This is a genomic window from Acidovorax sp. Leaf160 (assembly GCF_001424265.1).
Lineage (GTDB): Bacteria > Pseudomonadota > Gammaproteobacteria > Burkholderiales > Burkholderiaceae_C > Paracidovorax.
This window is the reverse complement of the sequence record NZ_LMOV01000024.1, coordinates 46545-70811: the sequence shown is the minus strand read 5'-3', so window position 1 is coordinate 70811 and position 24267 is coordinate 46545. Positions and strand designations below refer to the sequence as shown.

Sequence of the window (24267 nt, the reverse complement as noted above, 5' to 3'; positions counted from 1 at the left end):
TCGGCCCGTTCATGCAGGGATCGGGAAGGAAGCAGGAATCGATCAGAAGGTCTTGCTCAGGGTCAGCGCGAGCGCGGGCTTGCCCAGGCGTTTGCCCAGGGTGTTGCCGCTGGCATCCGCGGCAAAATTCGAGCCGATCCAGAACCTGTCCTTGTCGGAGGCATAGGTCAGGGCACCGCTCAGCGTCCAGCTGCCGGGCAGGGCCTTGGACAGGCCCAGCTTGTAGTCCACCCAGTTGGCTCCGGAATGATGGGCCAGGATGCCTGTGCCCACGTGGGTCAGCAAGGTGTAGCCGTCGCCCAGCTCGGGGTTGAAGTTGAAGTCGAGGTAGAGCGAGCCGCGGCCGTCGTCGAAAGTGCCGAAATAGTCTTTGCTCACCGTGATGAAGGTGTTGAAGGACAGGGGCCCTTGCTCACGCCCAGCTTCACTTCGGTGTAGTTGTACTTGCGGCCGTCGACCAGGGGCGAGCTGCTGCCCAGGTAGAGGTACTGGTAGAGGCCGGCGGTGTAGCCGACGTCGGCCAGCGTGCCGCTGTAGCCGCCGTAGATGTCCCATTCGGTGCTGCCGCCTCGGAACTCGGTGCCGCTGATGCTGGATGCCCAGGTGCCCAGGAACAACCCGGATGCGTGGGCGTAGTCGATGCCGCCCTGCACGGCCGGCTTGCCCCAGCTTTGCGTGAAGCCGCGCGACACGTAGTTGCTGGTGATCGCGAAGTTGCCGGCGATGCGCGAGGCCTCGGGCGCGGCGGCGGCGGTCTGGGCCTGGGCCTGGGCGGGCGCCGAAAGCATCGTCACCAGGCTGGCGCTCAGGGTGATGGACAGGAAGGTGAGGTGGGCGGGCTTCACGGCAAGGTCTCGTATGAGGCAGCGGTTGGACGGGGTGCGGGGCGCAGCCCGGGCGGCGCCATTCGGCATCGCTCCATGGGGGCAAGGGCAGCGGTGATGCGGGCTTTGATCAGGTCCGGGGCGTCACAGCCCCAGGCTCTTCCTGACGGCGCTCAGGCCATCGCCGCCAGAAAAAGTCTTGACGTCCTTGAGCCAGGAGTCGAGCACGTCGGGGTTCTTCCTGAGCCAGGTGCGGGCCACGTCGGTGGGCCGGCCCTTGCCGACGATGCCCAGCATGACCTGGTTCTCCATTTCGGTCGTGAAGCGCAGGTTGCGCAGCAACTGGCCGACGTTGGGGCAGCGGGTCTCGTAGTCGGGAGGCAGTGCGGTGTAGACCTTGGCTTCGCCGAAGTTGGGGCCGAAGACCTCGTCGCCTCCTTCGAGGTAACGGACCTTCATCTGCACATTCATCGGATGGGGCTCCCAGCCCAGGAAGACCACGTCCTTGTGCATGCGGATGGCGCGCTGCACCTCGGCCAACATGCCGGCTTCCGAGGATTCGACCAGCTTGAAGTCCTTGAGGCCGAACTGGTTCTTGTCGATCATGCCCTTGATGAGCGCATTGCCGTCGTTGCCCGGCTCGATGCCGATGATCTGGCCATCCAGCTCCTTGCGGAACTTGGCGATGTCGTCGAAGGTCTTGAGGCCCTTGTTGTAGAGCGGCTCGGGTACCGCCAGGGTGTACTTGGCGCCCACGAGGTTGGCTGGGTCGAGCACCTTGATCTGCCCTGCCTTGACGAAAGGTTCGATCATCGACGTCATGCTGGGGTTCCAGTAGCCCAGGAACGCGTCGATCTTCCGGGTCTTGAGGCCCGAGAAGGTGATGGGCACCGAGGCGATGGTCACCGTGGGCCTGTAGCCCAGGCCTTCGAGCACCACCGAGGCCAGGCCGGTGGTCGCGGCGATGTCGCTCCAGCCCACGTCGGCGAAGCGCACCTGCTGGCAGGCGGGTGCGTCAGTGGCCTGAGCGGTGCCCATGCAAGCCAAGATGAAGGCGGCCGTCGAGGCGGCCCGGCAGAATCGGTCGAAGCGCATGGAAGTACCTTGGGTGTGCTGCAGGAGGCGGGCGGAGGTAGCAAGGCCCCTACTGTTCCATGCTGGTAATGTGCGGATGTTCAGAATCCGACCTGCGTTTGTCTCCTGTCGGCATCGGGGGCCTGCATTCGGCGACCGCAGGCCATGGCGGGAGTGCTCGGCGCCATGGGAGCACGCCATGGCGCCCGGTTCCTCCGCCGTTTCCTGGGCGGGCGCGATCTCGTCACCCTTCTTGGCGATGGTGGTCCGATTGCCAGGGTTTGGTCGGTTTGGTAAAGTCTGGTCTGAATTCTTGTTCAGGCCAGATTTTTCTCTTTTCCGGAACCCTTTGCGCATGCAGACCGTCGGCATTTATGAAGCCAAGACCCGCTTTTCCGCGCTCATCGAAGCGGTGGAGCAGGGTGAGGAGGTGCGCATCACCCGGCACGGAAAAGAGGTGGTGCGCATGCTGCCGGTGCGGCGCCGGCCGGTGATCACCGACGAGCAGATCGCGCGCGAGCTGGGGCAGATCGATGTGCTGCATGCCAGCATCCGTGCCGCGACCGCGCATACGGCAGCCCCGGCCCTGCGCCGCAACGGGCGCAGCACCGCCGCATGACCAGCACCGCCTTCGTGCTCGATGCCTCCGTGACTGCCGCCTGGCTGCTGCCCGATGCGGCCAGCGAGCACACGCGGCGCCTCTATGCCCGCATCCGCCGCGACGAGGTCGAGCCGCAGGCACCGAACCTCTGGCAGTGGGAGTGCGGCAACCTGATCGCCAGCGGCGTGCATGCCGGCCGCATTCCCGCAGGCGCCGTCGAAGGCCTGTGGGCCGTGCTCGAGGCCATCCGCCACCGCGTGGAGCTGCACGAACTGGCGCCGGCACAGCACAAGGCCGTGCTCGACGTCGCGCTGGACACCGGCCTGCCGGTTTACGACGCCGCGTACCTCTGGCTCGCGCGCTCGCTGCGCCTGCCGCTCGCCACTTTCGATGCCGCCCAGGCCGAGGCCGCAAAGCGCACCGGCGTGGCGTTGCTCGATCTGTCCACGTTCTGAGTGACGGCCATTTTCTTTCCGCCTTTTCCCGACCACCGTTTCGCACCCGACCGACCACCATGCAACACCAGAAAATCCTCATCCTCGACTTCGGCTCGCAAGTCACCCAGCTCATCGCCCGCCGCGTGCGCGAGGCCCACGTCTACAGCGAGGTCCACCCGTGCGACGTGACCGACGAGTGGATCCGCGAATACGCCAAGGACGGCTCGCTCAAGGGCGTGATCCTGTCCGGCAGCCATGCAAGCGTGTACGAGGAAACCACCGACAAGGCGCCCCAGGCCGTGTTCGAGCTGGGCGTGCCGGTGCTGGGCATCTGCTACGGCATGCAGACCATGGCGCACCAGCTGGGCGGCAAGGTCGAAGGCCACCACCAGCGCGAATTCGGTTTTGCCGCCGTGCGTGCGCATGGCCATACCGAACTGCTGAAAGACATCGCCGACTACACCACGGCCGAAGGCCACGGCATGCTGAACGTGTGGATGAGCCACGGCGACAAGGTCACCGAGCTGCCCCCGGGCTTCAAGCTCATGGCCAGCACCCCCAGCTGTCCCATCGCCGGCATGGCCGACGAGACGCGCCGCTTCTACGCCGTGCAGTTCCACCCCGAAGTCACGCACACGGTGCAGGGCAAGGCACTGCTCGACCGCTTCGTGCTGGGCATCTGCAAGGCCTCTCCGGACTGGGTCATGGGCGACTACATCGAGGAAGCCGTCCAGAAGATCCGCGAGCAGGTGGGCGACGAAGAGGTCATCCTGGGCCTGTCCGGCGGCGTGGACTCGTCGGTGGCGGCCGCGCTGATCCACCGCGCCATCGGCGACCAGCTCACCTGCGTGTTCGTCGACCACGGCCTGCTGCGCTTGAACGAGGGCGACCTGGTGATGGAAATGTTCGAGGGCAAGCTGCACGCGAAGGTCATCCGCGTCGATGCCAGCGAACTCTTCCTCGGCAAGCTGGCCGGCGTGAGCGAGCCCGAAGCCAAGCGCAAGATCATCGGCGGCGAGTTCGTCACCGTGTTCAAGCAGGAAGCCGCCAAGCTCAAGGCGGGCGATGGGGGCCACAAGGGCGCGACCTTCCTGGCCCAAGGCACCATTTACCCCGACGTGATCGAGTCGGGCGGCGCCAAAAGCAAGAAGGCCGTCACCATCAAGAGTCACCACAACGTCGGCGGCCTGCCCGAGCAGCTGGGCCTGAAGCTGCTGGAGCCGCTGCGCGAGCTGTTCAAGGATGAAGTGCGCGAACTGGGCGTGGCGCTGGGCCTGCCCCCCGCCATGGTCTACCGCCACCCGTTCCCGGGCCCGGGCCTGGGCGTGCGGATTCTGGGCGAGGTGAAGAAGGAATACGCCGACCTGCTGCGCGAGGCCGACCACATCTTCATCGAAGAGCTGCGCAACTTCATCGACCCCGCCACCGGCAAGAGCTGGTACGACCTGACCAGCCAGGCCTTCACGGTGTTCCTGCCGGTCAAGAGTGTGGGCGTGATGGGCGATGGCCGCACGTACGACTACGTCGTGGCCCTGCGCGCGGTGCAGACCAGCGACTTCATGACGGCCGACTGGGCTGAGCTGCCCTACGCGCTGCTCAAGAAGGTGTCGGGCCGCATCATCAATGAAGTGCGCGGCATCAACCGCGTGACCTACGACGTCAGCAGCAAGCCGCCAGCGACGATCGAGTGGGAGTGATCAGGCGGCCAGCCCCCTCGCCGCAAGGGCTGGCCAGCCTGATGCGCCGGGCACCCGCAGGCCTGGCGACGCTCGGCCCGCTCAGCGCGGCAGCCCGATCCGGAGCACGTCGAAAGGCAGCAGCGGCGGCGGCGCCTTCTGCTTGTCGGTCTGGCCGTTGACCACCCACATCGCCGAGCCGGCCAGGGCGGCGGTGGTCGGGTATTTCAGGCGCGGGTCGTGCAGGCGCTGCACCACCCGGCCGCTGTCCCAGCCAGTGGCCAGCGTGACCCGTACCAGCTCATGGGCGGCATTGCGCACCACGTAGAGGTCGGTGGCGCCCACCAGCAACAGGCCGTCGCCATGCTGCAGATCGCCGCCCTCCAGCCGCACGGGAGTCACCGCGCGCGTTTCGGTGTGGATGCGCCAGAGCTCGCCCGTGGACTGCTGCACCGCCAGCAGCCAGCGCCCGTCGGGTGAGGCAACGATGCCGTTCCAGTTGATCTCGTTGGGCTTGTAGCGAACGGGGGTGGTGCGCAGGTCGAGCCAGCGCTCCAGCCGGGCGGACGGGCCCTGGCGGGTGTCGATGCGCCAGAGCACCGGGCGGAAGGAGTCGGTCACGTAGAGGAAGGGCCCGGCCATCGCCAGGTCGTTGAGGAAGGCGTGGCCGTCCTTCGGGCCTTCCACCACTTGCACCGTGGCGGCCGTCTTCAGGTCGACGAGCGCCACCGTGTCGGTCGTGCCTCCCGCCACCCACAGCCGGCCTTGGCGGTCGATCTCCATGCCGTAGGCCGCCTGGCGTCCAGGGGATCCGCCAGACTGGAACAGCTCCGCCTGCGCGGCCCCGGGAGCCACGCGGTAGATGTGGCCTTCGGTGCTGGATCCGACATAGGCTACGCCCGATGCGGGGTCGATGGCGATGCCTTCGGGGAACACATTGGCGCCCTCGAACACGGCGCGGCCGGTCACCATGCTCGGGCCGGCCGGCTCGATCAGGCCGCAGGCGATGCGTCCGCCCGAGTCGCCCGCCGGGTCGCTCGCGTAGTCGTCTGCCCGTTCATGCACGACCAGCGTTCGGCCCAGCACACTCGTCTCGCCAGGCTGCAACGTCACATGCGGATTCGTGTAGCGCAGGCGGCCGCTGCCGTCGGCGCCGACCTCGATGTTCGGCAGTTCCCCGGCGTGCGCGTCGTTCGCCGACTGGCCTGGGCGGCCGTGATTGCGCGTCATGAACGGGTCGAAGTGCCCGCCTGCGGCACCGAACGGAACGATCTGCCCGGTGGCCGCGTCTGGCCCGGGCGCGCAGGCGCCGTGTGCATGGATGTGAAAGCCGTGCCGTCCAGGCGCCATGCCCTGTACCTCGATGGCGATCTCCACCCCCGAGCGGCCAGGCAGTTCGCGCAGGGTGGCCTGGCCCGCGGCGCCGCCCGCCGGGTTCGACAGGGCGACTTGCGCCGTGGCGCTTTCAGGAGCCGCAGCCGGATTGGCACGCGCGTCGTGGGTGGCTGGCATGCCGTTGGCGGGGTCCGTGGGCGGCGTGCCGGCGCGCGGCATGTCGAAGTTGCCGGTCGCAGCGCAGCCGCTCAGCAAGAGCGCCAGGGCCGCCGTGGCCGCAGCCGAGGGCACGGTCGGGAGCAGGGATTGGGTCATGCAGAACCTCGTGGTGACAGGTGGAAAAACCGGGGCCGGGATGCGGGCTGGGCGGTCCAGCCCGGACTCGCGTTCAGTGGCGATCCGTCGTGCCGCGGGCGGCGGCGGTGGTCAACGGCGCGGATAGCTCACGCGGTAGATCACGCCGTTCTGGTCTTCGGCGACCAGCAGCGATCCGTCGCGCGCCACTGCCAGCCCCGCCAGCCGGCCGAACTGCGCCGGGCGTTGGGCCTTTTGCGCTTCTGCCGCAGCCGGCTTGGGGCCGGGCTGCATCCGGTCTGCGGGCGGGTTCGGCATCAGCCAGCCACTCACGAAGTCTTCCGTGCCGGTGGGCCGGCCGTTGGCGTCGAAGCGCACACGCACCACGTTGTAGCCACTGGGTTGCGAGCGGTTCCACGAGCCCCGGAACGCCACGAATGCGTCGCCCCGGTATTCCTGCGGAAATTGCGTGGCGCTGTAGAACGCGAAGCCGATGGGCGCGGCGTGCGCGGTGTACTGCAGCACCGGTGCCTCGGTGGTGGGGCAGAAGTCGGCCTTGGTGGTCTGCGGCGGCTCGTTCACCTGGAAGCGGGTCACCTGCTTGTTGCCCCAGCAGAACGGCCAGCCGTAGTGCTTGTTCATCTGGATGGCGTTCAGCTCTTCCGGCGGCTCGTCGTCGCCCTGGAAGTCGGAGCCGTGGTCAAAGCCCCAGAGCGTGCCCGTGGTGGGGTGCCAGCCGAAGCCGATGGTGTTGCGCAAACCGCGTGCGACCACTTCGCGCCCCGTGCCGTCGGGCCGCATCCGCACCATGGTGGCCGATTCGCCATTCGTCTCGCGGCAGTTGTTGCAGGTCGAGCCGACGGTCACGTACAGCCATCCGTCCGGGCCGAAGGCCAGCGTGCGGTTGGGGTGCTGCCCGGCGTCGGGCAGGTCGTCCAGCAACACGCGCGGCGTGGACAGGCTGCCGTCCGTCTGCACCTCCGCCACCATCACCTTCTTGTCGGTCACCAGATAGAGCTGGTTGTCGCGCAGCGCGAGCCCGTGGGCATATTTCGCGTTTTGCAGCACCACCTTCTGCTGGTCGGCTCGGCCATCGCCATCGGTGTCGCGCAAGAGCAGCACGTCGCCCTGTTCGCGCCGGCTGGCATACACGTCGCCATTCGGGGCCACCACCAGCCAGCGCACGTTCTGCAGATCGCGGGCAAAGACGGACACCGTGAAACCGGCCGGCACCTTGAGCTGGCGCAGCAGACCGTCATCGAACTTCACCGGGGTCGGCTCCACCACGCCGCCAGTCACGGCCACGGGGCCGTCGCCGGGCGGAAGCTGCGCGATGGCATGGAAGTGGGCGGCAGCCAGGCAGGCAGCGAGCAGGGCCGAACGGTGCAGAGGGGAGGGGGCTGTCATGCGAGGGCGCTCCGTGAAGCGGATGGAAGAAGGGGGCGGCGGTCCGCGGGCTGCCGCGTTTGCCGCCATCCTCTGGCACAGGCCCAGCTCTCCTGCCATCTGCGGCCGCGTGTGGCTGTAGGAGGCGGCCAGCCCTGGGCCGCAGCGCACCCGTGCCACCAGGTGGGCCTCGCCGGAGAACCCAACGGTGGCGTGGTTGCCTACAGCGGTGGGGCGACCGATCCCACGAGCAAGCTGGCCTGTCGGGAACGGGTGGGGCTGCGCCGCACCCTTAGCTTCAATGCATGAACTCCATCGCCTCCCAACCTGCTGCCGCACCGGCAGCAGCACCCGATCCGGCCATTCACGACTTCGTTGCAGACAAGATGTTTCCCTGCGTCGGCGCGAAGTCGGCGCTGAACAAGGGGCGGCTGCACACGCGGTCTTTCGGCCGCCTTGCCGATCCGGCCCATACCGCAGCGCTTTACCAGCAGTTGCTGGATTTCTCGGCCGAGTACCCGGACCCGGGCAACCTGCCCGTGAGCTTCGTGGCCCTCTTCGAGCCGCAAGGCGACGGCGCCGGCGATGAACGGGCTTTCGAGCAGGCACTCTGGCAGCAGCTGCAGCAGTTGCACGAACACGACCGGGAGCAAGGCGCGGCATGGGCCGAGGGCGTGAGCGACGACCCGGAGCGCGAGGATTTCTCCTTCAGCGTCGGAGGCCGGGCATTCTTCGTGGTGGGACTGCACCCTGGCGCGTCGCGCCTGGCGCGGCGCACCCCCGTCCCCAGCCTGGTGTTCAATTTCCACCAACAGTTCGAGCACCTGAAAGCCACGGGCAAGTACACGGTGATGCAGGACGCCATCCGCGCCCGCGACGTGGCCTTGCAGGGCTCGATCAACCCGGTGCTCGCCCGCTTCGGCGAATCGTCCGAAGCCCGCCAGTATTCAGGCCGCGCCGTAGAGGCCGGCTGGAAATGTCCGTTTCATTCCAAGGCCCCCGAACATGCATGAATGCCGCCACTCCACCTGCCGAATCCCGCCCCAGTCGGGCGTCGCCTTCCAGCTGCGCGCCAGCGAAGTGCTGCGTATCTACGACCCGATGGGTGAGCAGGTGGCCGATCTGTTCGCGTTCGCCGAAGACGATCACCGCTGCGCCCTGTCATCGGGCCGCAGCATCGACTACGCGTCGACGATCTACCTGACCAAAGGGGATCCGCTCTATTCCAACGACAGCCGGGTGATGTTCCGCATCCTCGAAGACACCGTGGGGCGGCACGACTTCCTGCTGACGCCGTGCAGCCAGGAGATGTTCGAGATCCTCTACAAGCACCAGGGCCACCACCCGAGCTGCTTTGAAAACCTGTACACCGCACTGGGCCAATTCGGCATTCGGCCGGAGCAGATCGGCACGACCTTCAACGTGTTCATGAACGTCGAAGTGGGCCCCGACGGGGCGGTCGCCGTGAAGCCGCCGCTGTCCCGGGCGGGCGACTACATCGAGCTGCGTGCCGAGATGAACCTGATCTGCGGGCTCACCTCCTGCTCGGCGGAAAATTCGAACAACGGCAGCTTCAAGCCGATCGACTACGAAATCATCACGCGCCCCTGCAACGGCGACTGAAGGCCGGCGCAGGCGCCACGGCGCCGGCAGCAAAAGCCTGTTTGCCGATGGGCGCCTATGCTGGCTCGCTCGGGCTCGCCCCGCCGGGCCGGCCGTATGCGGTCAGCGTGTAGGCGTGCAGATTGAACCCCATGCCCGCGGCGATGACCCGCAACCGCTCTTCGATCACCGGGTCGTGGAACTCATGCACCGCGCCGGTGGCAGTGCACACGACGTGGCCGTGGTGCTGCTCTCCGTCGTTCAGCTCATACACCGCCTTGCCCTGATGGAGCTGGCTCTTCTTGAGCATGCCGGTCTGCTCGAACTGTGCCAGCACCCGGTACACCGTCGCCAGCCCCAGATCGACGCCTTTCTGCAGTAGCAGGCGATAGACGTCTTCCGCCGCCAGATGGCGTTCGGTGCTGGTGCGAAACGCCTCCAGTACCTGGATGCGGGGCAGGGTGGGTCTGAGGCCGGAGGCCTGGAGATCGGCGGACATGGCGGCTGGAAGCGATGAAGCGTCGGCGGCTTGCGTGGGCGAAAAAAAGCCTGGCTACGCGGGCACAAACCCGTTGGCTGGCAAAAACGACCCTTCGGACCGGATGGTCCTGGAGTCGCCCCACGATGAAACCGGGGCTGGCGGGTGCAAATTCAGCGCACTGGCCAGCGATTGACGGCAGTGTAGCATTGAATGAGAATGGTTATCAATCAGAGAAATAACTTTTTTCAATGGATGCAGTTCGGTGGACCGGATCCAGGGCCCGGAGCCGCTGAACTAATCGCCTGCAAACCCTTAGCCGGCTGCCCGACCGGCTCCGCCCGCCCATGACAACCACACCTTTCGATCATCTGTTGAGCGAACACCGCGCCCTGCTGGCCCACTACGGCCGGTCGCAACTGCGTTGCACTGAGCTGTTGACCTGGCAGGAGCAAGAGATCGAGCGGCTGCAGGCCCAGGCCATGCGGCTGCGAGCCCGGGCCATCGTCCGCGACAGCCAGTGGGCGTTTGCGCAGGAAGATCACGCGGCGCTCGTCGCCAGCCTGCCGGGCCTGCCCCGGCGCCGCGCCCTGGCTGCGCAGGCCGAGCACCTGGCCCAGCGCATGCAGGCATTGGCCCGCGAGGTGCTGCACTGGCAATGGCGTGCGGGCCGCGGCGCGGGCCCGGCGGGCGGCGGACCGGCCAGCGATGGCGGCGTGGGTGCTCGCGCGGAGGGCCGACACCCCCAGCCGTCGGCCACGCTACCGCGTTCGGTGCTGTGGATCGCCCGCAGCGACGTCGGCGGCTGGGTGACGCGACAGTCGGGGCCGGGCGCTGGGAGCCCGGTGCCCCAGGAAGCCGCAGCCCGGCACACCCCCGGCGCCTTCAATGCCCTGGCTCTGGAATGCGCTGATCCCCAGGCGCTGGAGGCCAGCCTGGTCGCTGCCGACCTGGTGATCTGCCAGACGGGGTGCCTGGGCCACAACGACTATTGGCGGGTGCAGGATCACTGCAAGCGGACGGGCAAGGCTTGCGTGATGGTGGACCGGCCGCAGGTCGTGCACTGGACGCGGGAGCTGCAGTCGGCCGACACGCCGGACGCCGCCAGGGCCAGCAACCATGCCCAATCAGATCATTTGCTATAAAAATAGTAGCTAAAGACCTATTAAATACGGGCGCTTGATGCCTAAAAGGCTTTGATTTCAGGGCGCCACCGCCATCGCCTGGACGGCCATGGCAATTGGCCATGGCGATCGGCGGCGACCCCTGCCTCTTCCCGGTCAGGCCATGGTCATCAGACTGGCGTTGCCGCCTGCGGCAGCGGTGTTCACGCTCAACGACCGCTCGATGACCAGGCGCGTCAGCGGCACCTCGCCATCGCCCGGCCGCAGGCCCGTCACGCCGACGATGGGGCCCGGGCGCCGGGCCACGGCCTCGCAGACGCTGCGCAGGGACTGCGCATCGCCATGGTGCAGCACGGCGTCGATCGGTACGGCCGCGGCATCCTGCCAGTCATCCACCAGGGCGATGCGGGCCTGCACCGCCGCAGGCAGCCGGGCGTGCAGGGCCGCGGCCTGCTGGCGCGGCCAGACGGCGGTGCCGCCCACCGCCAGCACGGCCGCCAGCTGCGTCAGGCGGTCGGTGTCGTCGGCGGCCAGGCACAGCGTGCGCTCGCGCGCCGCCAGCAGGTATTGGTTGCGCTCGCCGGTGGGGCCGGGCAGCGCGCAGGCCAGGCCGGCGACCGACGCGCCCGCCAGCACCGAACACCGCTGGGCCAGGGCCGTGTCGCCGCTGCCCGAAGCACGCGCCCAGGCTGCGAGTGCCTGCAGCGGAGCCTGCCGGTCGGCCTGCCCAGCGCTGTCGGGCTCGGCGGCCGAGGTGCTGCGGATGGCTGCCAGCGCCGCCTGCGCCGGGTGCGACGCCAGCAAGCGCAGCAGGTAGAGCGGCCCGCCGGCCTTCGGCCCGGTGCCCGACAGTCCCTCACCCCCGAAGGGCTGCACGCCCACCACCGCGCCCACCATGTTGCGGTTGACGTAGAGGTTGCCGGCATGGGCACGGCGCACCACGTGCTCGACCGTCTCGTCGATGCGCGTGTGCAGGCCCTGCGTCAGGCCATAGCCGGTGGCGTTGATCTCGTCCAGCAGGTCGTCCAGCCGCGCGCGCTCGTAGCGCACCACGTGCAGCACCGGGCCGAACACCTCGCGCTTCAGCTCGCCGATGCGGTCCAGCTCGATCAGCGTGGGGGGCACGTAGGTGCCTTGCGCCAGCACCTCGGGCGCCACGGCGGGCTGGAAGACGGCGCGGCCCTGGGCACGCAGCGCATCGATGTGCCGCTGGATGCCCGACTGGGCCTCGGCGTCGATCACCGGGCCCACGTCGGTGGCCAGGCGGCCCGGGTCGCCCATCTGCAGCTCGCCCATGGCGCCGCGCAACATGGCCAGCACCCGGTCGGCCGCGTCGGCCTGCACGCACAGCACGCGCAGGGCAGAACAACGCTGGCCGGCGCTGTCGAAGGCCGAGGCCACGACGTCGGCCACCACCTGCTCCACCAGGGCAGACGAGTCCACGATCATCGCGTTCTGCCCGCCGGTTTCCGCGATGAGCGGGATCGGCTGGCCCTGCGCGTCCAGCCGGCCCGCCACCGCGCGCTGCAGCAGGCGGGCGACCTCGGTGGAGCCGGTGAACATCACCCCCATCACGCGCTCATCGGCCACCAGCCGCGCGCCGACGGTGTCGCCCGCGCCGGGCAGCAGTTGCACCGCGGCTGCGGGCACGCCGGCCCGGTGCAGCGCCTGCACGGCCAGGGCCGCGACCAGCGGGGTCTGCTCGGCCGGCTTGGCCAGCACCGTGTTGCCCGCAGCCAGCGCCGCAGCCACCTGGCCCATGAAGATGGCCAGCGGGAAATTCCACGGGCTGATGCACACCACCGGCCCCAGCGGGCGGTGCGTGGCGTTGTCCAGGTGCTGGGCCGTCTGCGCGGCGTAGTAGCGCAGGAAGTCCACCGCCTCGCGCACCTCGGCCACGCCGTTGGCGCAGGTCTTGCCCGCTTCGCGCATCAAGAGGCCCAGCAGCTCGGGCATGCCGGCCTCCAGCAGCTCGGCCGTGCGCAGCAGCAGCTCGGCGCGCTCGGCGGGCGGCGTGGCGGCCCAGGCGGGCAGGGCGGCCTGGGCGGCTGCGATGGCGGTGTCCACATCGGCGAGCGATGCCTCCTGCACCTGGCCAACGACGTCCGCCAGGCAGGCGGGGTTGCGCAGCGCCGAAGGGGCGGCCGCGCCCGCCTGCACCGGCCCGGCGATCATCGGCCCCGCCTGCCAGGTGCGCGTGGCGCTGTCGGCCAGCGCGGCGTTCAGCGCCGTGAGCGTGTGCTCGTTGGACAGGTCGATGCCCGAGGAGTTGACCCGGGCCGGGCCGTAGAGAGCAGCCGGCAGGGGGATGCGCGGGTGGTGCAGCCCGGCGCGGCCCTCGCTCGCGGCCGTGGCGTCCACGGTGGCGACCGGGTCGCCCACCAGCGTGGCCAGCGGCAGCGTGGCGTCGGCCACCCGGTTCACGAACGAGGTGTTGGCACCGTTTTCCAGCAGGCGCCGCACCAGGTAGGCCAGCAGCGTTTCATGCGTGCCGACCGGCGCGTAGATGCGGCACGGCCGGCCCAGTCCGGCGGCGCCCACCACCTGCTCGTAGAGCGGCTCGCCCATGCCGTGCAGGCACTGGAACTCATATTGCCCGGGCTGCCAGGCGGCAGGGTCGGCCAGCTGGTAGATGGTGGCCAGCGTCTGTGCGTTGTGCGTGGCGAACTGCGGGTACACCGCGTCGGGTGCCGCCAGCAGCTTGCGGGCGCAGGCGATGTAGGAGACATCGGTGTGCGCCTTGCGCGTGTAGACGGGGTAGTCGGCCAGGCCCTCGACCTGGGCGCGCTTGATCTCGCTGTCCCAGTAGGCGCCCTTGACGAGGCGGACCATCAGCCGGTGGCCGCTGCGGCGGGCCAGGTCGACGCAGTAGTCGATGACGAACGGGCAGCGCTTCTGGTAGGCCTGGATGACGGAGCCGATGCCGTTCCAGCCGGCCAGCGACGGGGCGTGGCAGAGGCGCTCCAGCAAGTCGAGCGACAGCTCCAGCCGGTCGGCTTCTTCCGCGTCGATGTTGAGGCCGATGTCGTAGCCCCGCGCCAGTTCGGTCAGCTGCAGGAGGATGGGGTACAGCTCGTCCATCACCCGGGCGTGCTGCGCGCGGCTGTAGCGGGGGTGCAGGGCGGACAGCTTGATCGAGATGCCGGGGCCTTCGTACACGCCGCGCCCGGCCGATGCACGGCCGATGGCGTGGATCGCTTCCACGTACGAGGCGAGATACCGCGCCGCGTCCTGTGCGGTGAGTGCGGCTTCGCCCAGCATGTCGTACGAATATCGAAAGCCCTGCGCTTCCAGCGGCTGCGCGTGCACCAGTGCCTGGGCGATGGTTTCGCCCGTGACGAACTGCTCGCCCATCATTCGCATGGCCATGTCCACGCCCTTGCGGATCAGCGGCTCGCCACCCTTGGCCGTGAGCCGGCGCAAGGAAGCCGTCAGGCCCGTCTCGCTGTGCGTGGCCACGAGCTTGCCGGTCAGCAGCAGGCCCCAGGTGGCGGCGTTGACGAAGAGCGACGGGCTCTTGCCCAGGTGCGGCTCCCAGTCGCCGTGGCTGATCTTGTCGCGGATCAACGCGTCGCGCGTGGCGGCATCGGGAATGCGCAGCAGCGCCTCGGCCAGGCACATCAGCGCCACCCCCTCCTGCGACGAGAGCGCGAACTCCTGCAGCAGCCCCTGCACGATGCCGGCGCGCCCGCCCGCGCTCTTGCGCTCGCGCAGGCCACCGGCCAGGCGCAGCGCCATCGCCTGGATGTCGGCCGCCATCGGCTGCGGCAGGCGGGAAGATTCCAGCAGCGGGGCCAGCGCCTCGGGCTCAGGCCGCCGGTAGGCGTCGGTGATGGCCTGGCGCAGTGCCGGGTCGGCAGGGCGGGGAGCGAAGGCGGCAAGGGGTTGGGGCATGGCTGGCGGAGGTTGAAAGCTGGCCCGGCGCACGCGCGGGCCGGGGATGTGGCGATGATCTGGCTTTGCGGGGTGAATAAATCACTGAAAATGGCATGTATCACCGAATCATTCGCCAGAGCTAATCGCCATGCAGCACGATCTGGACCGCATCGACCGCAAGATCCTGAAGATTCTTCAAGAGGACGGCCGCATCGCCAACCTGAAGCTCGCCGAGGCGGTGGCGCTATCGCCCACGGCCGTGCTGGCGCGCGTGCAGCGCCTCACGCGCGACGGCTTCATCCTGGGGTATGAAGCCCGGCTCGATCCGCTCAAGCTCGGCGCCGGCATGCTGGTGTTCGTCGAGGTCTTGCTGGACCGCACCACGCCCAACGTGTTCGACCAGTTCAAGGTCGCCGTGCAGGTGCATCCCGAGATCATGGAGTGCCACATGGTGGCTGGCGGGTTCGACTACCTGCTCAAGACCCGCAGCGCCGACATGACGGCCTACCGCGCCTTCGCCGGCAATGTGCTGTGGCAGCTGCCGGGGGTGCGCGAAACCCGCACCTACGCGGTGATGGAAGAGGTCAAGCACTCGAGCCATCTGCCCATTGGCTGAGGCCTGCCCCCCCACTGCGCTGCCCTGAGCGGTGCCGCTGACACGAAATGTGCGTGTTCGCCCGGCACGTTTGGGCACCGGCTCCGCAATAATCGCCCTCCGTATCCATCACCGAATCGAGGGAAAAGCCATGCGATCCATTCGCCTTGCCGCCGCCGCGTTGCTGGCAGGTCTTTGCAGCCAGGGTGCCCTGGCGGCGTGCTACGTGGTGTATTCGGCCGACAAGCAGGTGATCTACCGCTCCCAGCTGCCCCCGGTGGACATGTCGCGCCAGCTGCATGAGACGCTGCCCCGCGTGGCGCCGGGCAGCACCATGGTGTTCACGCTCGACACCTATGGCTGCGAGATCGAGATCAACCGCCTGCCGGGCAGCACCGGCTACAACGCCGTGGGCTACGTGCCCCGCCCGGCCCGCGCCGACCGGGGCTGAGGCGCCGCGCCCGACCTGTCCCTCGCGCAGCCGCCGGCCCGCGGCGCCGGTCGGCCGCCCCGCAGCCTGAGACAATGGCGGGTTATGAGCGCCCCCAAAGATACCGAAAAAACACGCCGCGCCGAGGTCATCGCCGAAGCCTCCGGCCCCTTGCCTGCCCCCGGCACCCCCGCGTCCGACCTGCCCGAAGGCTGGCTCGAAGTCACGTCCATGGACATGGACGCCCAGGGCGTCGCCCGCAAGCCCGACGGCAAGGTCGTCTTCATCGACGGCGCGCTGACCTCCGAGATCGTCAGCGCCAACACCCACCGCAAGAAGAACAACTGGGAGCAGGCCAGCCTTACCGCCATCCACCGCGAATCGTCGCAGCGCGTACGCCCGGGCTGCCCGCATTTCGGCCTGCACGCCGGCGCCTGTGGCGGCTGCAAGATGCAGCATCTGCACGTGGGCGCCCAGGTGGCGTCCAAACAGCGCGTGCTGGAAGCCAACCTCTGGCACCTGGGCAAGGTGAAGGCCGAAACCGTGATGCGCCCCATCGAGGGCCCGGCCTGGGGCTACCGCTACCGGGCCCGGCTGGCGGTGCGCCACGTGATCAAGAAGGGCACCGTGCTGGTGGGCTTCCACGAGCGCAAGAGCCGCTACATCGCCGACATGGCCGTCTGCCCGGTGCTGCCGCCGCACGTGAGCGCCATGCTGGTGCCGCTGCGCGGACTCATCGCGTCGATGGATGCGCGCGATACCTGTCCGCAGATCGAGCTGGCCTGCGGCGACGACGTCACCGCGCTGGTGCTGCGGCACCTGGAGCCCCTGTCCGAGGCCGACCTGGCCCGCCTGCGCGCCTTCGCCGCCGAACAGTCGGTGCAGTGGTGGCTGCAGGCCAAGGGGCCGGACACCGTCAAGCTGCTGGACGAAGGCGGGCCGCAGCTGTCCTACGCGCTGCCCGACTTCGGCATCACGATGCCGTTCAAGCCCACCGACTTCACGCAGGTGAACCCGCACATCAACCGCGTGCTGGTGACCAAGGCGCTGCGCCTGCTGGACGCGCGCAAGGACGAGCGCGTGATCGACTGGTTCTGCGGCCTGGGCAACTTCACGCTGCCCATCGCCACGCAGGCGCGCGAGGTGCTGGGCATCGAGGGCAGCGAGACGCTGGTCGCCCGCTCCCGCGAGAACTACCAGCTGAACCAGGCCGCCGCCCCCCAGGGCCAGCCGCTGGCACCCACCGGCTTCGTTGCGCGCAACCTGTTCGAGATGACCCCCGAGATGCTGGTGGCCGACGGCGCCGCCGACAAGTGGCTGGTCGATCCCCCCCGGGAAGGCGCCTTTGCCCTGGCCAAGGCGCTGGCGGACATCCACCAGGCACGCATCGGCGCCGAAGATGCGGCGCCCCTGCCGGCAGCGGCGGACGGCTGGACGCCTCCGCAGCGCATCGTGTACGTGAGCTGCAACCCCGCGACGCTGGCGCGCGACGCCGGCCTGCTGGTGCACCTGGCGGGCTACCGCTGCGTGGCGGCGGGGGTGGTCAACATGTTCCCGCACACCGCGCACGTGGAGAGCATGGCGGTGTTCGAGCGGGCTTGAGGGGCCTGGCGTTGCAGGGCGGGGCGCGGCCTCGGCCGTGACCCGGGGCTCTGCACGGGCCTCTTTTCAGGGTCATAGAGGGCTTCAGCGCCCTATCCATCGGCGCATGTCGCTATAAAAAGTATAGCAATTGTGCGCTGTTCCACCCGGCCAGCCCGGCCAGCTCGTTCTATCAGGCCGCAGCGCGCTCGCGAACCGCCGCCTGGCCTCAGCCGCGCGTGCGGGCGGTGGATTCCCCGGACCGGCCGCCCGAGCCTTCGCCGTCCGTGGCGCGCTTGGCGGGCGTGGCGGGTTTTTCCTCGACCTTGCCCAGCACCGAGGGCGTGCCCTCGATCTTGTTCTCCCGCATGTAGCCGTCCATTTCCTTCCACCCGGCGAAGACCTGCGCCTTGGGTGCTTTCGGATTCAGGACGAAGCAGTCCTCCAGCCCGCGCATCGCGTGCCGGCAGGCGCCGCCCACCGCCTTGGCCTCTGACTCCTTGGCGACCGTGCGCGGATCCGGGCCCAGTCCAGGAATCTCACAGCCGGCTAGCAGCGGCAGAACCAGTACCGAGGCCAGCCAGCAGCGGCGAACGGAGGCGTGCAGTGGGTGCAAAAGGGCAGTCATGTGGTGAGCTTATCGGCAACGGCCCGGCTTAATTGAGGCCCATCGTGCAGGCCGCTCCGATCCACCGGGCATGAAAAAGGCCTCCGAAGAGGCCTGGCAGCTGGCTTGGCCGGCGTGGTTCACGCAGGCAGCCACGCTCACTCGCGTTCGCCGCCCATGATGCCCAGCAGCGCCAGCAGGCTCTGGAACACGTTGAAGACGTCCAGGTACAGGGCCAGCGTTGCGCTGATGTAGTTGGTTTCGCCGCCGTCCAGGATCTGCTTGAGGTCATACAGCATGTAGGCGCTGAAGATGCCGATCGCGGCGACCGAGATCGCCATCATGCCGGCCGACGAGCCCACGAACATGTTGATGACCGCGCCGACCATCAGCACCATGGCGCCCACGAAGAGCCACTTGCCCATGCCGGAGAGGTCGCGCTTGATGACGCTGGCCAGGCTGGCCATGACGAAGAACACGCCTGCCGTGCCGGCGAAGGCCGTCATGATGAGCTCGGCGCCGTTGGAGAAGCCCAGCACCATGCCGATGAGGCGCGACAGCATCAGGCCCATGAAGAAGGTGAAGGCCAGCAGCACGGGCACGCCGGCCGCCGAACGCTTGGTCTTCTCGATGGCGTACATGAAGGCGAACGCGCCGCCCAGGAACACGATCAGGCCCACGCCGCCGCGCAGCGACTGGGTGATGCCCGTGGCCACGCCCACCCATGCGCCCAGCACGGTGGGGAGCATGCTCAAGGCCAGCAGCCAGTAGGTATTGCGCAGCACCTTGTGGCGCTGCTCCTGCGAAATGCCGTAGCCCGCAGTGCCGAGGGAGGTGACTTCGGTGTTCATGATGTGGATTCTCCTGAGTGCCCGCAGGTTGCGGGTCATCAAATTCTAGGTGCAGCACCAAAACCGCATTGCAATACCCGCGCGTCGTCCCGTACTTTGGGCCCGGTCCGCCGCCGCTGCCTGCCCCGCGGCCGATCCCGCACTTTTGGGATGCATTGTTTTGCCCAGGCCGCACACGTGCTGGCTATGCACGCCGCTATGCTCTGCGGCTCCTTTGTTGTCCTTTATTCATCCGCCAGACGGCACTGCCCATGAAGACCAAACACGAACTCGAACTCGCCGACGTCAAGAAGATCGCTGCCGCTGCGGAAGCGGAAGCCTTGAAGAACCAGTGGGCCGTCACGATCGCCATCGTCGACGACGGCGGCCATCTGCTGTGGATGCAGCGCCTGGACGGTGCCGCAGCCATCTCGTCGCTGATCGGCCCGGCCAAGGCCCGTACCGCTGCCTTGGGCCGTCGCGAAAGCAAGGTCTACGAAGACATCATCAATGGCGGCCGCACGGCCTTCCTCACGGCGCCCGGCGTCGACGGCTTGCTGGAAGGCGGCGTGCCGATCATGAAAGACGGCCAGTGCCTGGGGGCCGTGGGTGTGAGCGGCGTGAAGTCCACGGAAGACGCGCAGATCGCACGCGCCGGCATCGCCGCGCTGGGCCTGTGACGCCGAGCAGCTGCATTTGCTATACATTCGATAGCATTCTGCACTGGTTCTGCCAGGGCATGGGGCACAAAACGATGGAGATCGTCATCGTTTCGTGCACCCACAAAAAAACCGGCCTTGTGCCGGTTTTTTTGTGGGGTCAGCGGTGGCAGCCGGTCATTGCGGCCCAGGGGAAAAAAGGCCTGGCTACGCAGGCGGTATGCCTGTTGGCTGGCTAAAACGACCCTTCGAATCCGCTGGCTGCGGATTCTGGAGTCGCCCCACGATGAAACCGTTGATTGTTGGGCACAGCGAGCTGTGATGATGTGCTGGCGGCCGGCCAGCGGGCTTGCCTGCCTACTTGGTCAGGATCAGTTTGCCCAGTTTCGTGGCCTGCAGGCGGTACACCGAGCCGTTGTGACTGATCGACACCGTCTTCTGGCCCTGCAGCAGTGCGCTGCTGTCCACAGAGTGGGCCGAGCCGGCATCCTGCCGGGCGGCAGAGCCGGAATCACCGGCGCCGCGCCCGTCGAACGGCTGGCCGGCGAAGAAGGAAGAGGCGGAGGGAGCGGTCAGGGTGGCTTGCATGAGAAATCCTCTTTGCGTTGCGGTTGAGTTAATGATAACCATTCGCAATTGATAGTCAAGCCTCAGTGCAGCTTTGCCACCGGCATTTGGTAAGAAAGTGAATCGCTGGCGGAGGGAAGCCGTTCCCGATGGCGCGCAGATGGGCCGCATTTACGGCTGCCCACCTGCCCGGCAGCCCGGCGGTGGCTACGGTTGCGGCTCGGTCACGAAACCGATCTTGCGCACGCCGGCCCGCTGCGCGGCCGACATGGCCTGTGCCACGCGCTCATAACGCACGTCCTTGTCGCCGCGGATGTGCAGGTCGGGCTGAGGATCCTTCGCCGCCTCGGCCTTCAGGCGCGGCTCCAGCTCGTCGTCGCCGATGGTGGTCTCGTTCCAGTGGTACTTGCCGTCGGCGGTGACGGAAAGGCGGATGGTTTCAGGCTTGATGTCCTCGCGCTGGTTGGAGGCGCGGGGCAGATCCACCGGCACGGCATGCTTCATGACCGGCACGGTGATGATGAAGATGATCAGCAGCACCAGCATGACGTCGACCAGCGGCGTCATGTTGATCTCGTTCATCACCTCATCGGCGTCGTCTTGCGTTCCGAAGGCCATGGCGCATCAACCCTTCTTGATCGGCAGCACCTTGGCCTGCTCACCGGGCGCGCTGACGCGGGCGCCGGTGACGAAATAGGCATGCAGGTCATGCGCGAAGCTGTTCAGGTTGTTCAGGATCGACTTATTGCCGCGCACCAGGGCGTTGTAGCCCAGCACGGCAGGAATGGCCACGGCCAGGCCCAGCGCCGTCATGATCAGTGCCTCGCCGATGGGGCCGGCGACCTTGTCGATGGTGGACTGGCCCGACGTTCCGATGGCCACCAGCGCGTGGTAGATGCCCCAGACCGTACCGAACAGGCCGATGAAAGGGGCGGTGGAACCCACCGAGGCCAGGATGGCGAGGCCCGACTGCAGGCGCGCGGTGAATTCGTCGATGGAATTGCGCAGGCTGCGCGTGACCCAGTCGCTCACGTCCAGGCTGTCGTGCAGATGCGCCTTGGTGTTGCGGTGGTGGGCAGTGGCTTCGCGGCCCTCCAGCGCCAGGTGGCGGAAAGGGTTGGTGTTGTCGTTGCCCAGCTTTTCCATGCCGGCGGCGAAATCCTCGCTATGCCAGAAGTCGCGCGCCATGCGGGCGTGCTTCTTGAATTTGACGATGTCCAGCGCCTTGATGAGGATGACGATCCACGACGCCAGCGACATGCCGAGCAGCAACACTGCCACGGCGCGCGTGACGAAGTCGCCCTGAATCCAGACGTTGGCGATGCCGAATTGCGATTCCATGAAAACTCCTGAAGATTATTCGAGAACAAAATTGACGGGGACCAGGTTCCACATGGTCTCTGGCACACCATTGCGCTTGCCCGGAACGAAGCGCCAGCGCATGACGGCATCCTGGGCCTGGCGGTCCAGCCGGTCGAAGCCGCTGGACTTGTTGACTTCCACCTTCTGGGGCAGGCCGTCTGTGCCGATCAGCACCCGGAGGATCACCTTACCCTGCTCACCCAGGCGCTTGCTGATGGCCGGATAGGTGGGTTTCGGATTGTTCAGGTAGGCCGCGTCGCTCGACGGCATCTCGATCTTGGGCGGTGCCGGCGGCGCGGGCGGAGCCGGGGCGGGTGCCGGTGGCGCCACCGGAGCCTGGATCGGCGGCGCCGGGGGCTGCGGTTCGACCGTGCCGGTCGGAGCGCTCGGAGCCGGGGTCGGGTCGGGAATGGCCACGGGCATGGGCGCAGGCCGCGGTGCTGGCGCACGCGGTGCCGGCTTGGGCGGGGGCGGGGGGGCCGGCTTCGGTGGGGGCGGCACTGGGGCAGGGGGCGGTGCGGGCGGGGTGATGAACTCGCTCAGCACTTCGGCTGGAACGATCACCTCGGCGGCACGGCGCAGCAGGCCGGATTGCAGCGCCCACAAACCCGCCACGTGCAGCAGCACCACCGAACCGGCGATGACCGCGTTGCGGCTCAAGCCCCCGGAGGAGCCATATCGATCGAACTGGGACATAGGAATAGGTACGGCCGGCGCCGCCCTCACGGCCCGCCGGCGGCCTGGAGGCCGGAGAAGTTATTTACGGAGAATCCAGCAGACCGAGCCGACGACGAGGATCAGGCTGCCAGCGAGTGTGGAGAGGAGTTCCATGCTTTGCTTTCCACGATGGATTTGGCAAGCTGGATCGTCTGCGTCGTCTCGTTGTGCAGCGCGGCCACCGGAAACGACACACCGCACTGCGCCACCACGGCGCGAGCGCAGTCTTCGCATCGGCCGCACTGTGTGGCGACACCCAACTCGAACTGGATCTCGTCGAAGCTCATGCCCGCCGTCGCATGGCGTGCAATTTCGCGGTCGGACACACGGCGGCAGACACAGACGATCATGGGGCAGGCAGTGTTGGCTGGCTGTTGAAGATGGCGCGATTATAAATGCGAATTCATCGCATTTGCAATTTCTATCGTCAAAGGAGGGGTAAGGCAACGTAAGAACGGGCTGGGCGCCGCATGGCCTGCCGGGCACGGATGGAGCGCCCGGATCTGCCCGGACGCCCGGACCGGGCACAAAAAAACCGGCACGCAGGCCGGTTTGTTTCCGAGGCATCCGCCCGGGGCGCAACGCCTTACTTGACGTGCTTGCCGATCAGGCCGGCCATTTCGAACATCGACACCTGGGGCTTGCCGAACACTTCCTTGAGCTTGGCGTCAGCGTTGATCATCCGCTTGTTGGACGCGTCTTGCAGGTTGTTGGCCTTGATGTAGACCCACAGCTTGCTGATGACTTCGGTGCGGGGCAGCGGCGTCGAGCCGACCACGGCGGCCAGGGCGGGGCTGGGGGTCAGGGCCTTCATGAAGGCGGCGTTGGGAGTGCGCTTCTTAGCGGGGGCGGCAGCCTTGGCTTCGGAGGCCGGCGCTTTTTTTGCAGTTGCCATGTTGGGTTTTCCTTGTTGGAAGTGAAATACGTTACCAGCGAAAACCTGCTTCCCACTGGCTGTGGCGATGCTAATAGGAAAAAAACGCGAATCCAAGGTGGGAAACTTTTTTTTGCCTCTAGATGTTGCGCCGCTGCGCTAGGGAAGCTCTGCCCGAATCGAGCGGAAAGTGGGCGCTGCGGATCGGGAGGGGCTGCAAGGCGCAAACCGCAGCCATGGCGGGGCTATGGCGAGGATTTGCAACGCCGCAGACTGCCCGAATCCGCAGAGGCACACGGCGCGGCGATTCATGCAGAGGGTCGCTAGGGGGTTTTGCGGCCCAACACTCCCGGGCCGACGCCTGCGGATCACGCCCGGCGGCTCTGGCGGGCCAGCAAGATCACCAGTACGGCCGTCATGATCACGCCGCAGGCCATCCATTCGCGCGGGCTCACGGCCTCCCCAGCCATCACGCTGCCCAGCAGCAACGCGATCAGCGGGTTGACGAACGCATAGCTGGAGGCCAGCGCCGGACTGGCATGGCGCAGCAGGTAGAGATAGGCACTGAAGGCCACCAGGGAGCCCAGCACCACCAGATAGAGCCACGCGGCTGCGGCCGCCGGCTGCGGCGGCCAGCTCGGCCGCTCACCCAGCGCCCAGGACACCGCGAGCAGAACCACGCCCCCGCAAAGCATCTCGCTGGCGAAGCCCGCCGCGCCGGGCGCGAGCGGATAGCGCGTGGTCGACAAAACCGAACCCAGCGACCAGGCGGCCGTGGCGCCCACCATGCACAGCATGCTGAGCGGCGACGCCGCGAAGCTGGCGCCGCGCACCAACAGCAGCACGCCTCCGAGCCCGAGCACCATCCCCAGGCATTCGCTCACAGAAGGCCGCCGCCCCCAGAGCAGTCCCCAGCCGCCGATCATCATCGGCACCACCGCGATGCAGGCTGCGATCAGCCCGGAGCCAATGGCCACGCTGGCTTGTGCGGTCAAGCCCATTCCTGCCCCGAGCATCAGGCTGCCGATGACTCCGGCATGGGCCCACTGCCGCGCCGTGGGCAGCGCGAACGCCGGTCGGTCGCCGCTGGAGAGCACGCGGCGCCCCAGGACCCAGCCCATCAACAAAAGGCCTGCGACGAGGAATCGCGAGCCCATCTGAAAGAAGGGCGGAAAGCTCACCAGCGCGACCCGTATCGCCAGATAGGTGGAACCCCAGACGAGATAGCACGCCAGTAGCGCGAGCACAACGGGCGCCGATCGCGTCGGCGTGAACCACCGCGCGGGGTGGCAGGACCAGGTGTTCATGCCGGGAATGCTACCCACCGGGTTGCCACAC

Annotated in this window: 26 protein-coding genes; 10 read left to right on the top strand and 16 right to left on the bottom strand. The window is 67.8% G+C overall.

Annotation, left to right across the window (positions count from 1 at the left end; translation table 11 throughout):
• Positions 1-42: 42 nt before the first annotated feature.
• From ASF94_RS21895 to ASF94_RS13925, 3 genes are all read right to left on the bottom strand, one after another.
• The gene (locus ASF94_RS21895; RefSeq protein WP_056667462.1) at positions 43-378 is read right to left on the bottom strand and encodes a TorF family putative porin; all 336 of its coding nucleotides are present in this window, start codon (positions 376-378) and stop codon (positions 43-45) included.
• A complete protein-coding gene (locus tag ASF94_RS21890) occupies positions 375-845 on the bottom strand; it encodes a TorF family putative porin (protein WP_056667460.1) in 471 nt (156 codons plus the stop codon). The genes ASF94_RS21895 and ASF94_RS21890 overlap by 4 nt, the downstream gene beginning before the upstream one ends.
• A gap of 123 nt (positions 846-968) precedes the next feature.
• Complete coding sequence (locus ASF94_RS13925; RefSeq protein ID WP_082493298.1) at positions 969-1919, bottom strand: choline ABC transporter substrate-binding protein; 951 nt, start codon at positions 1917-1919, stop codon at positions 969-971.
• A 334-nt stretch (positions 1920-2253) separates the two neighbouring features.
• Between ASF94_RS13925 and ASF94_RS13920 the strand changes: the two genes are divergently transcribed.
• From ASF94_RS13920 to guaA, 3 genes are read left to right on the top strand one after another with little or no spacing between them, the layout of a single operon-like run.
• On the top strand, positions 2254-2517 hold the full coding sequence (locus ASF94_RS13920; RefSeq protein ID WP_056667455.1) for a type II toxin-antitoxin system Phd/YefM family antitoxin: 264 nt from the start codon (positions 2254-2256) through the stop codon (positions 2515-2517).
• Entirely contained in the window at positions 2514-2954 is a 441-nt protein-coding gene (locus ASF94_RS13915; protein WP_056667452.1) for a type II toxin-antitoxin system VapC family toxin, read from the top strand. The genes ASF94_RS13920 and ASF94_RS13915 overlap by 4 nt, the downstream gene beginning before the upstream one ends.
• Before the next feature lie 59 nt (positions 2955-3013).
• The gene (gene guaA, locus ASF94_RS13910; RefSeq protein WP_056667449.1) at positions 3014-4633 is read left to right on the top strand and encodes a glutamine-hydrolyzing GMP synthase; all 1620 of its coding nucleotides are present in this window, start codon (positions 3014-3016) and stop codon (positions 4631-4633) included.
• Between the two features lie 81 nt (positions 4634-4714).
• Here the strand turns inward: guaA and ASF94_RS13905 are convergent, their stop codons facing one another.
• Both ASF94_RS13905 and ASF94_RS13900 read right to left on the bottom strand, forming a co-directional pair.
• Complete coding sequence (locus ASF94_RS13905) at positions 4715-6262, bottom strand: superoxide dismutase family protein (protein WP_056667447.1); 1548 nt, start codon at positions 6260-6262, stop codon at positions 4715-4717.
• Between the two features lie 111 nt (positions 6263-6373).
• Positions 6374-7648 (bottom strand): sorbosone dehydrogenase family protein, encoded by a 1275-nt coding sequence (locus ASF94_RS13900; protein WP_056667444.1) that lies wholly within the window; start codon positions 7646-7648, stop codon positions 6374-6376.
• Positions 7649-7932: 284 nt separating this feature from the next.
• Here ASF94_RS13900 and gntA point away from each other — a divergent pair, with 284 nt between their 5' ends.
• Positions 7933-8640 carry a guanitoxin biosynthesis heme-dependent pre-guanitoxin N-hydroxylase GntA gene (gntA, locus tag ASF94_RS13895; RefSeq protein ID WP_056667441.1) on the top strand — a complete coding sequence of 236 codons (708 nt, stop codon included), beginning with the start codon at positions 7933-7935 and terminating at the stop codon, positions 8638-8640.
• Complete coding sequence (locus tag ASF94_RS13890; RefSeq protein ID WP_056667438.1) at positions 8633-9250, top strand: DUF1989 domain-containing protein; 618 nt, start codon at positions 8633-8635, stop codon at positions 9248-9250. Before gntA ends, ASF94_RS13890 begins: the two co-directional genes overlap by 8 nt.
• A gap of 55 nt (positions 9251-9305) precedes the next feature.
• On the opposite strand, the gene ASF94_RS13885 is transcribed toward ASF94_RS13890, so the two are convergent.
• Entirely contained in the window at positions 9306-9728 is a 423-nt protein-coding gene (locus ASF94_RS13885) for a Fur family transcriptional regulator (RefSeq protein ID WP_056667435.1), read from the bottom strand.
• Positions 9729-10054: 326 nt separating this feature from the next.
• Here ASF94_RS13885 and ASF94_RS13880 point away from each other — a divergent pair, with 326 nt between their 5' ends.
• Positions 10055-10852, top strand: a complete 798-nt coding sequence (locus tag ASF94_RS13880; protein WP_056667432.1) for a DUF2325 domain-containing protein — start codon at positions 10055-10057, stop codon at positions 10850-10852.
• Between the two features lie 135 nt (positions 10853-10987).
• Here ASF94_RS13880 and putA read toward each other — a convergent pair whose 3' ends face one another.
• Entirely contained in the window at positions 10988-14725 is a 3738-nt protein-coding gene (gene putA, locus ASF94_RS13875) for a trifunctional transcriptional regulator/proline dehydrogenase/L-glutamate gamma-semialdehyde dehydrogenase (RefSeq protein ID WP_056667427.1), read from the bottom strand.
• A gap of 130 nt (positions 14726-14855) precedes the next feature.
• Between putA and ASF94_RS13870 the strand changes: the two genes are divergently transcribed.
• The 3 genes from ASF94_RS13870 (at position 14856) to rlmD (ending at position 17334) form a co-directional block, all read left to right on the top strand.
• The gene (locus ASF94_RS13870; RefSeq protein ID WP_056667425.1) at positions 14856-15323 is read left to right on the top strand and encodes an Lrp/AsnC ligand binding domain-containing protein; all 468 of its coding nucleotides are present in this window, start codon (positions 14856-14858) and stop codon (positions 15321-15323) included.
• A gap of 130 nt (positions 15324-15453) precedes the next feature.
• Positions 15454-15753, top strand: coding sequence for a hypothetical protein (locus ASF94_RS13865; protein WP_056667423.1), 300 nt, complete (start codon positions 15454-15456; stop codon positions 15751-15753).
• An 84-nt stretch (positions 15754-15837) separates the two neighbouring features.
• Positions 15838-17334: a 23S rRNA (uracil(1939)-C(5))-methyltransferase RlmD gene (gene rlmD, locus ASF94_RS13860; protein ID WP_082493297.1), complete on the top strand. Its 1497-nt coding sequence runs from the start codon at positions 15838-15840 to the stop codon at positions 17332-17334.
• A gap of 208 nt (positions 17335-17542) precedes the next feature.
• On the opposite strand, the gene ASF94_RS13855 is transcribed toward rlmD, so the two are convergent.
• Positions 17543-17941 (bottom strand): hypothetical protein, encoded by a 399-nt coding sequence (locus ASF94_RS13855; RefSeq protein WP_056667420.1) that lies wholly within the window; start codon positions 17939-17941, stop codon positions 17543-17545.
• A gap of 137 nt (positions 17942-18078) precedes the next feature.
• The gene (locus ASF94_RS13850; RefSeq protein ID WP_056667416.1) at positions 18079-18771 is read right to left on the bottom strand and encodes a Bax inhibitor-1/YccA family protein; all 693 of its coding nucleotides are present in this window, start codon (positions 18769-18771) and stop codon (positions 18079-18081) included.
• 251 nt (positions 18772-19022) lie between these two features.
• Between ASF94_RS13850 and ASF94_RS13845 the strand changes: the two genes are divergently transcribed.
• The gene (locus ASF94_RS13845) at positions 19023-19430 is read left to right on the top strand and encodes a heme-binding protein (protein WP_056667407.1); all 408 of its coding nucleotides are present in this window, start codon (positions 19023-19025) and stop codon (positions 19428-19430) included.
• Positions 19431-19766: 336 nt separating this feature from the next.
• On the opposite strand, the gene hemP is transcribed toward ASF94_RS13845, so the two are convergent.
• The 7 genes from hemP to ASF94_RS13810 form a co-directional block, all read right to left on the bottom strand.
• Complete coding sequence (gene hemP / locus ASF94_RS13840) at positions 19767-19997, bottom strand: hemin uptake protein HemP (RefSeq protein WP_056667404.1); 231 nt, start codon at positions 19995-19997, stop codon at positions 19767-19769.
• Positions 19998-20183: 186 nt separating this feature from the next.
• A complete protein-coding gene (locus ASF94_RS13835) occupies positions 20184-20594 on the bottom strand; it encodes a biopolymer transporter ExbD (RefSeq protein WP_056667402.1) in 411 nt (136 codons plus the stop codon).
• Between the two features lie 6 nt (positions 20595-20600).
• A complete protein-coding gene (locus ASF94_RS13830) occupies positions 20601-21317 on the bottom strand; it encodes a MotA/TolQ/ExbB proton channel family protein (protein ID WP_056667399.1) in 717 nt (238 codons plus the stop codon).
• A 15-nt stretch (positions 21318-21332) separates the two neighbouring features.
• Positions 21333-22034 carry an energy transducer TonB gene (locus ASF94_RS13825; protein WP_056667397.1) on the bottom strand — a complete coding sequence of 234 codons (702 nt, stop codon included), beginning with the start codon at positions 22032-22034 and terminating at the stop codon, positions 21333-21335.
• 101 nt (positions 22035-22135) lie between these two features.
• Entirely contained in the window at positions 22136-22405 is a 270-nt protein-coding gene (locus ASF94_RS13820) for a bacterioferritin-associated ferredoxin (RefSeq protein ID WP_056667395.1), read from the bottom strand.
• Positions 22406-22641: 236 nt separating this feature from the next.
• On the bottom strand, positions 22642-22950 hold the full coding sequence (locus ASF94_RS13815; RefSeq protein WP_056667392.1) for an SWIB/MDM2 domain-containing protein: 309 nt from the start codon (positions 22948-22950) through the stop codon (positions 22642-22644).
• 347 nt (positions 22951-23297) lie between these two features.
• Positions 23298-24236 carry an EamA family transporter gene (locus tag ASF94_RS13810; RefSeq protein ID WP_056667390.1) on the bottom strand — a complete coding sequence of 313 codons (939 nt, stop codon included), beginning with the start codon at positions 24234-24236 and terminating at the stop codon, positions 23298-23300.
• Positions 24237-24267: the final 31 nt, after the last annotated feature.

Coding starts and splice junctions, on each gene's coding strand:
- ASF94_RS13870 (WP_056667425.1), top strand. CDS start 14,856: ATGCAGCACGATCTGGACCGCATCGACCGCAAGATCCTGAAGATTCTT.
- ASF94_RS13845 (WP_056667407.1), top strand. CDS start 19,023: ATGAAGACCAAACACGAACTCGAACTCGCCGACGTCAAGAAGATCGCT.
- ASF94_RS13900 (WP_056667444.1), bottom strand. CDS start 7,648: ATGACAGCCCCCTCCCCTCTGCACCGTTCGGCCCTGCTCGCTGCCTGC.
- ASF94_RS13925 (WP_082493298.1), bottom strand. CDS start 1,919: ATGCGCTTCGACCGATTCTGCCGGGCCGCCTCGACGGCCGCCTTCATC.
- ASF94_RS13815 (WP_056667392.1), bottom strand. CDS start 22,950: ATGGCAACTGCAAAAAAAGCGCCGGCCTCCGAAGCCAAGGCTGCCGCC.
- ASF94_RS13850 (WP_056667416.1), bottom strand. CDS start 18,771: ATGAACACCGAAGTCACCTCCCTCGGCACTGCGGGCTACGGCATTTCG.
- ASF94_RS13915 (WP_056667452.1), top strand. CDS start 2,514: ATGACCAGCACCGCCTTCGTGCTCGATGCCTCCGTGACTGCCGCCTGG.
- ASF94_RS13920 (WP_056667455.1), top strand. CDS start 2,254: ATGCAGACCGTCGGCATTTATGAAGCCAAGACCCGCTTTTCCGCGCTC.
- ASF94_RS13865 (WP_056667423.1), top strand. CDS start 15,454: ATGCGATCCATTCGCCTTGCCGCCGCCGCGTTGCTGGCAGGTCTTTGC.
- guaA (WP_056667449.1), top strand. CDS start 3,014: ATGCAACACCAGAAAATCCTCATCCTCGACTTCGGCTCGCAAGTCACC.
- ASF94_RS13810 (WP_056667390.1), bottom strand. CDS start 24,236: ATGAACACCTGGTCCTGCCACCCCGCGCGGTGGTTCACGCCGACGCGA.
- ASF94_RS13885 (WP_056667435.1), bottom strand. CDS start 9,728: ATGTCCGCCGATCTCCAGGCCTCCGGCCTCAGACCCACCCTGCCCCGC.
- ASF94_RS13905 (WP_056667447.1), bottom strand. CDS start 6,262: ATGACCCAATCCCTGCTCCCGACCGTGCCCTCGGCTGCGGCCACGGCG.
- ASF94_RS13835 (WP_056667402.1), bottom strand. CDS start 20,594: ATGGCCTTCGGAACGCAAGACGACGCCGATGAGGTGATGAACGAGATC.
- ASF94_RS13825 (WP_056667397.1), bottom strand. CDS start 22,034: ATGTCCCAGTTCGATCGATATGGCTCCTCCGGGGGCTTGAGCCGCAAC.
- hemP (WP_056667404.1), bottom strand. CDS start 19,997: ATGCAAGCCACCCTGACCGCTCCCTCCGCCTCTTCCTTCTTCGCCGGC.
- gntA (WP_056667441.1), top strand. CDS start 7,933: ATGAACTCCATCGCCTCCCAACCTGCTGCCGCACCGGCAGCAGCACCC.
- ASF94_RS13820 (WP_056667395.1), bottom strand. CDS start 22,405: ATGATCGTCTGTGTCTGCCGCCGTGTGTCCGACCGCGAAATTGCACGC.
- ASF94_RS13855 (WP_056667420.1), bottom strand. CDS start 17,941: ATGACTGCCCTTTTGCACCCACTGCACGCCTCCGTTCGCCGCTGCTGG.
- ASF94_RS13890 (WP_056667438.1), top strand. CDS start 8,633: ATGCATGAATGCCGCCACTCCACCTGCCGAATCCCGCCCCAGTCGGGC.
- ASF94_RS13880 (WP_056667432.1), top strand. CDS start 10,055: ATGACAACCACACCTTTCGATCATCTGTTGAGCGAACACCGCGCCCTG.
- ASF94_RS13830 (WP_056667399.1), bottom strand. CDS start 21,317: ATGGAATCGCAATTCGGCATCGCCAACGTCTGGATTCAGGGCGACTTC.
- rlmD (WP_082493297.1), top strand. CDS start 15,838: ATGAGCGCCCCCAAAGATACCGAAAAAACACGCCGCGCCGAGGTCATC.
- putA (WP_056667427.1), bottom strand. CDS start 14,725: ATGCCCCAACCCCTTGCCGCCTTCGCTCCCCGCCCTGCCGACCCGGCA.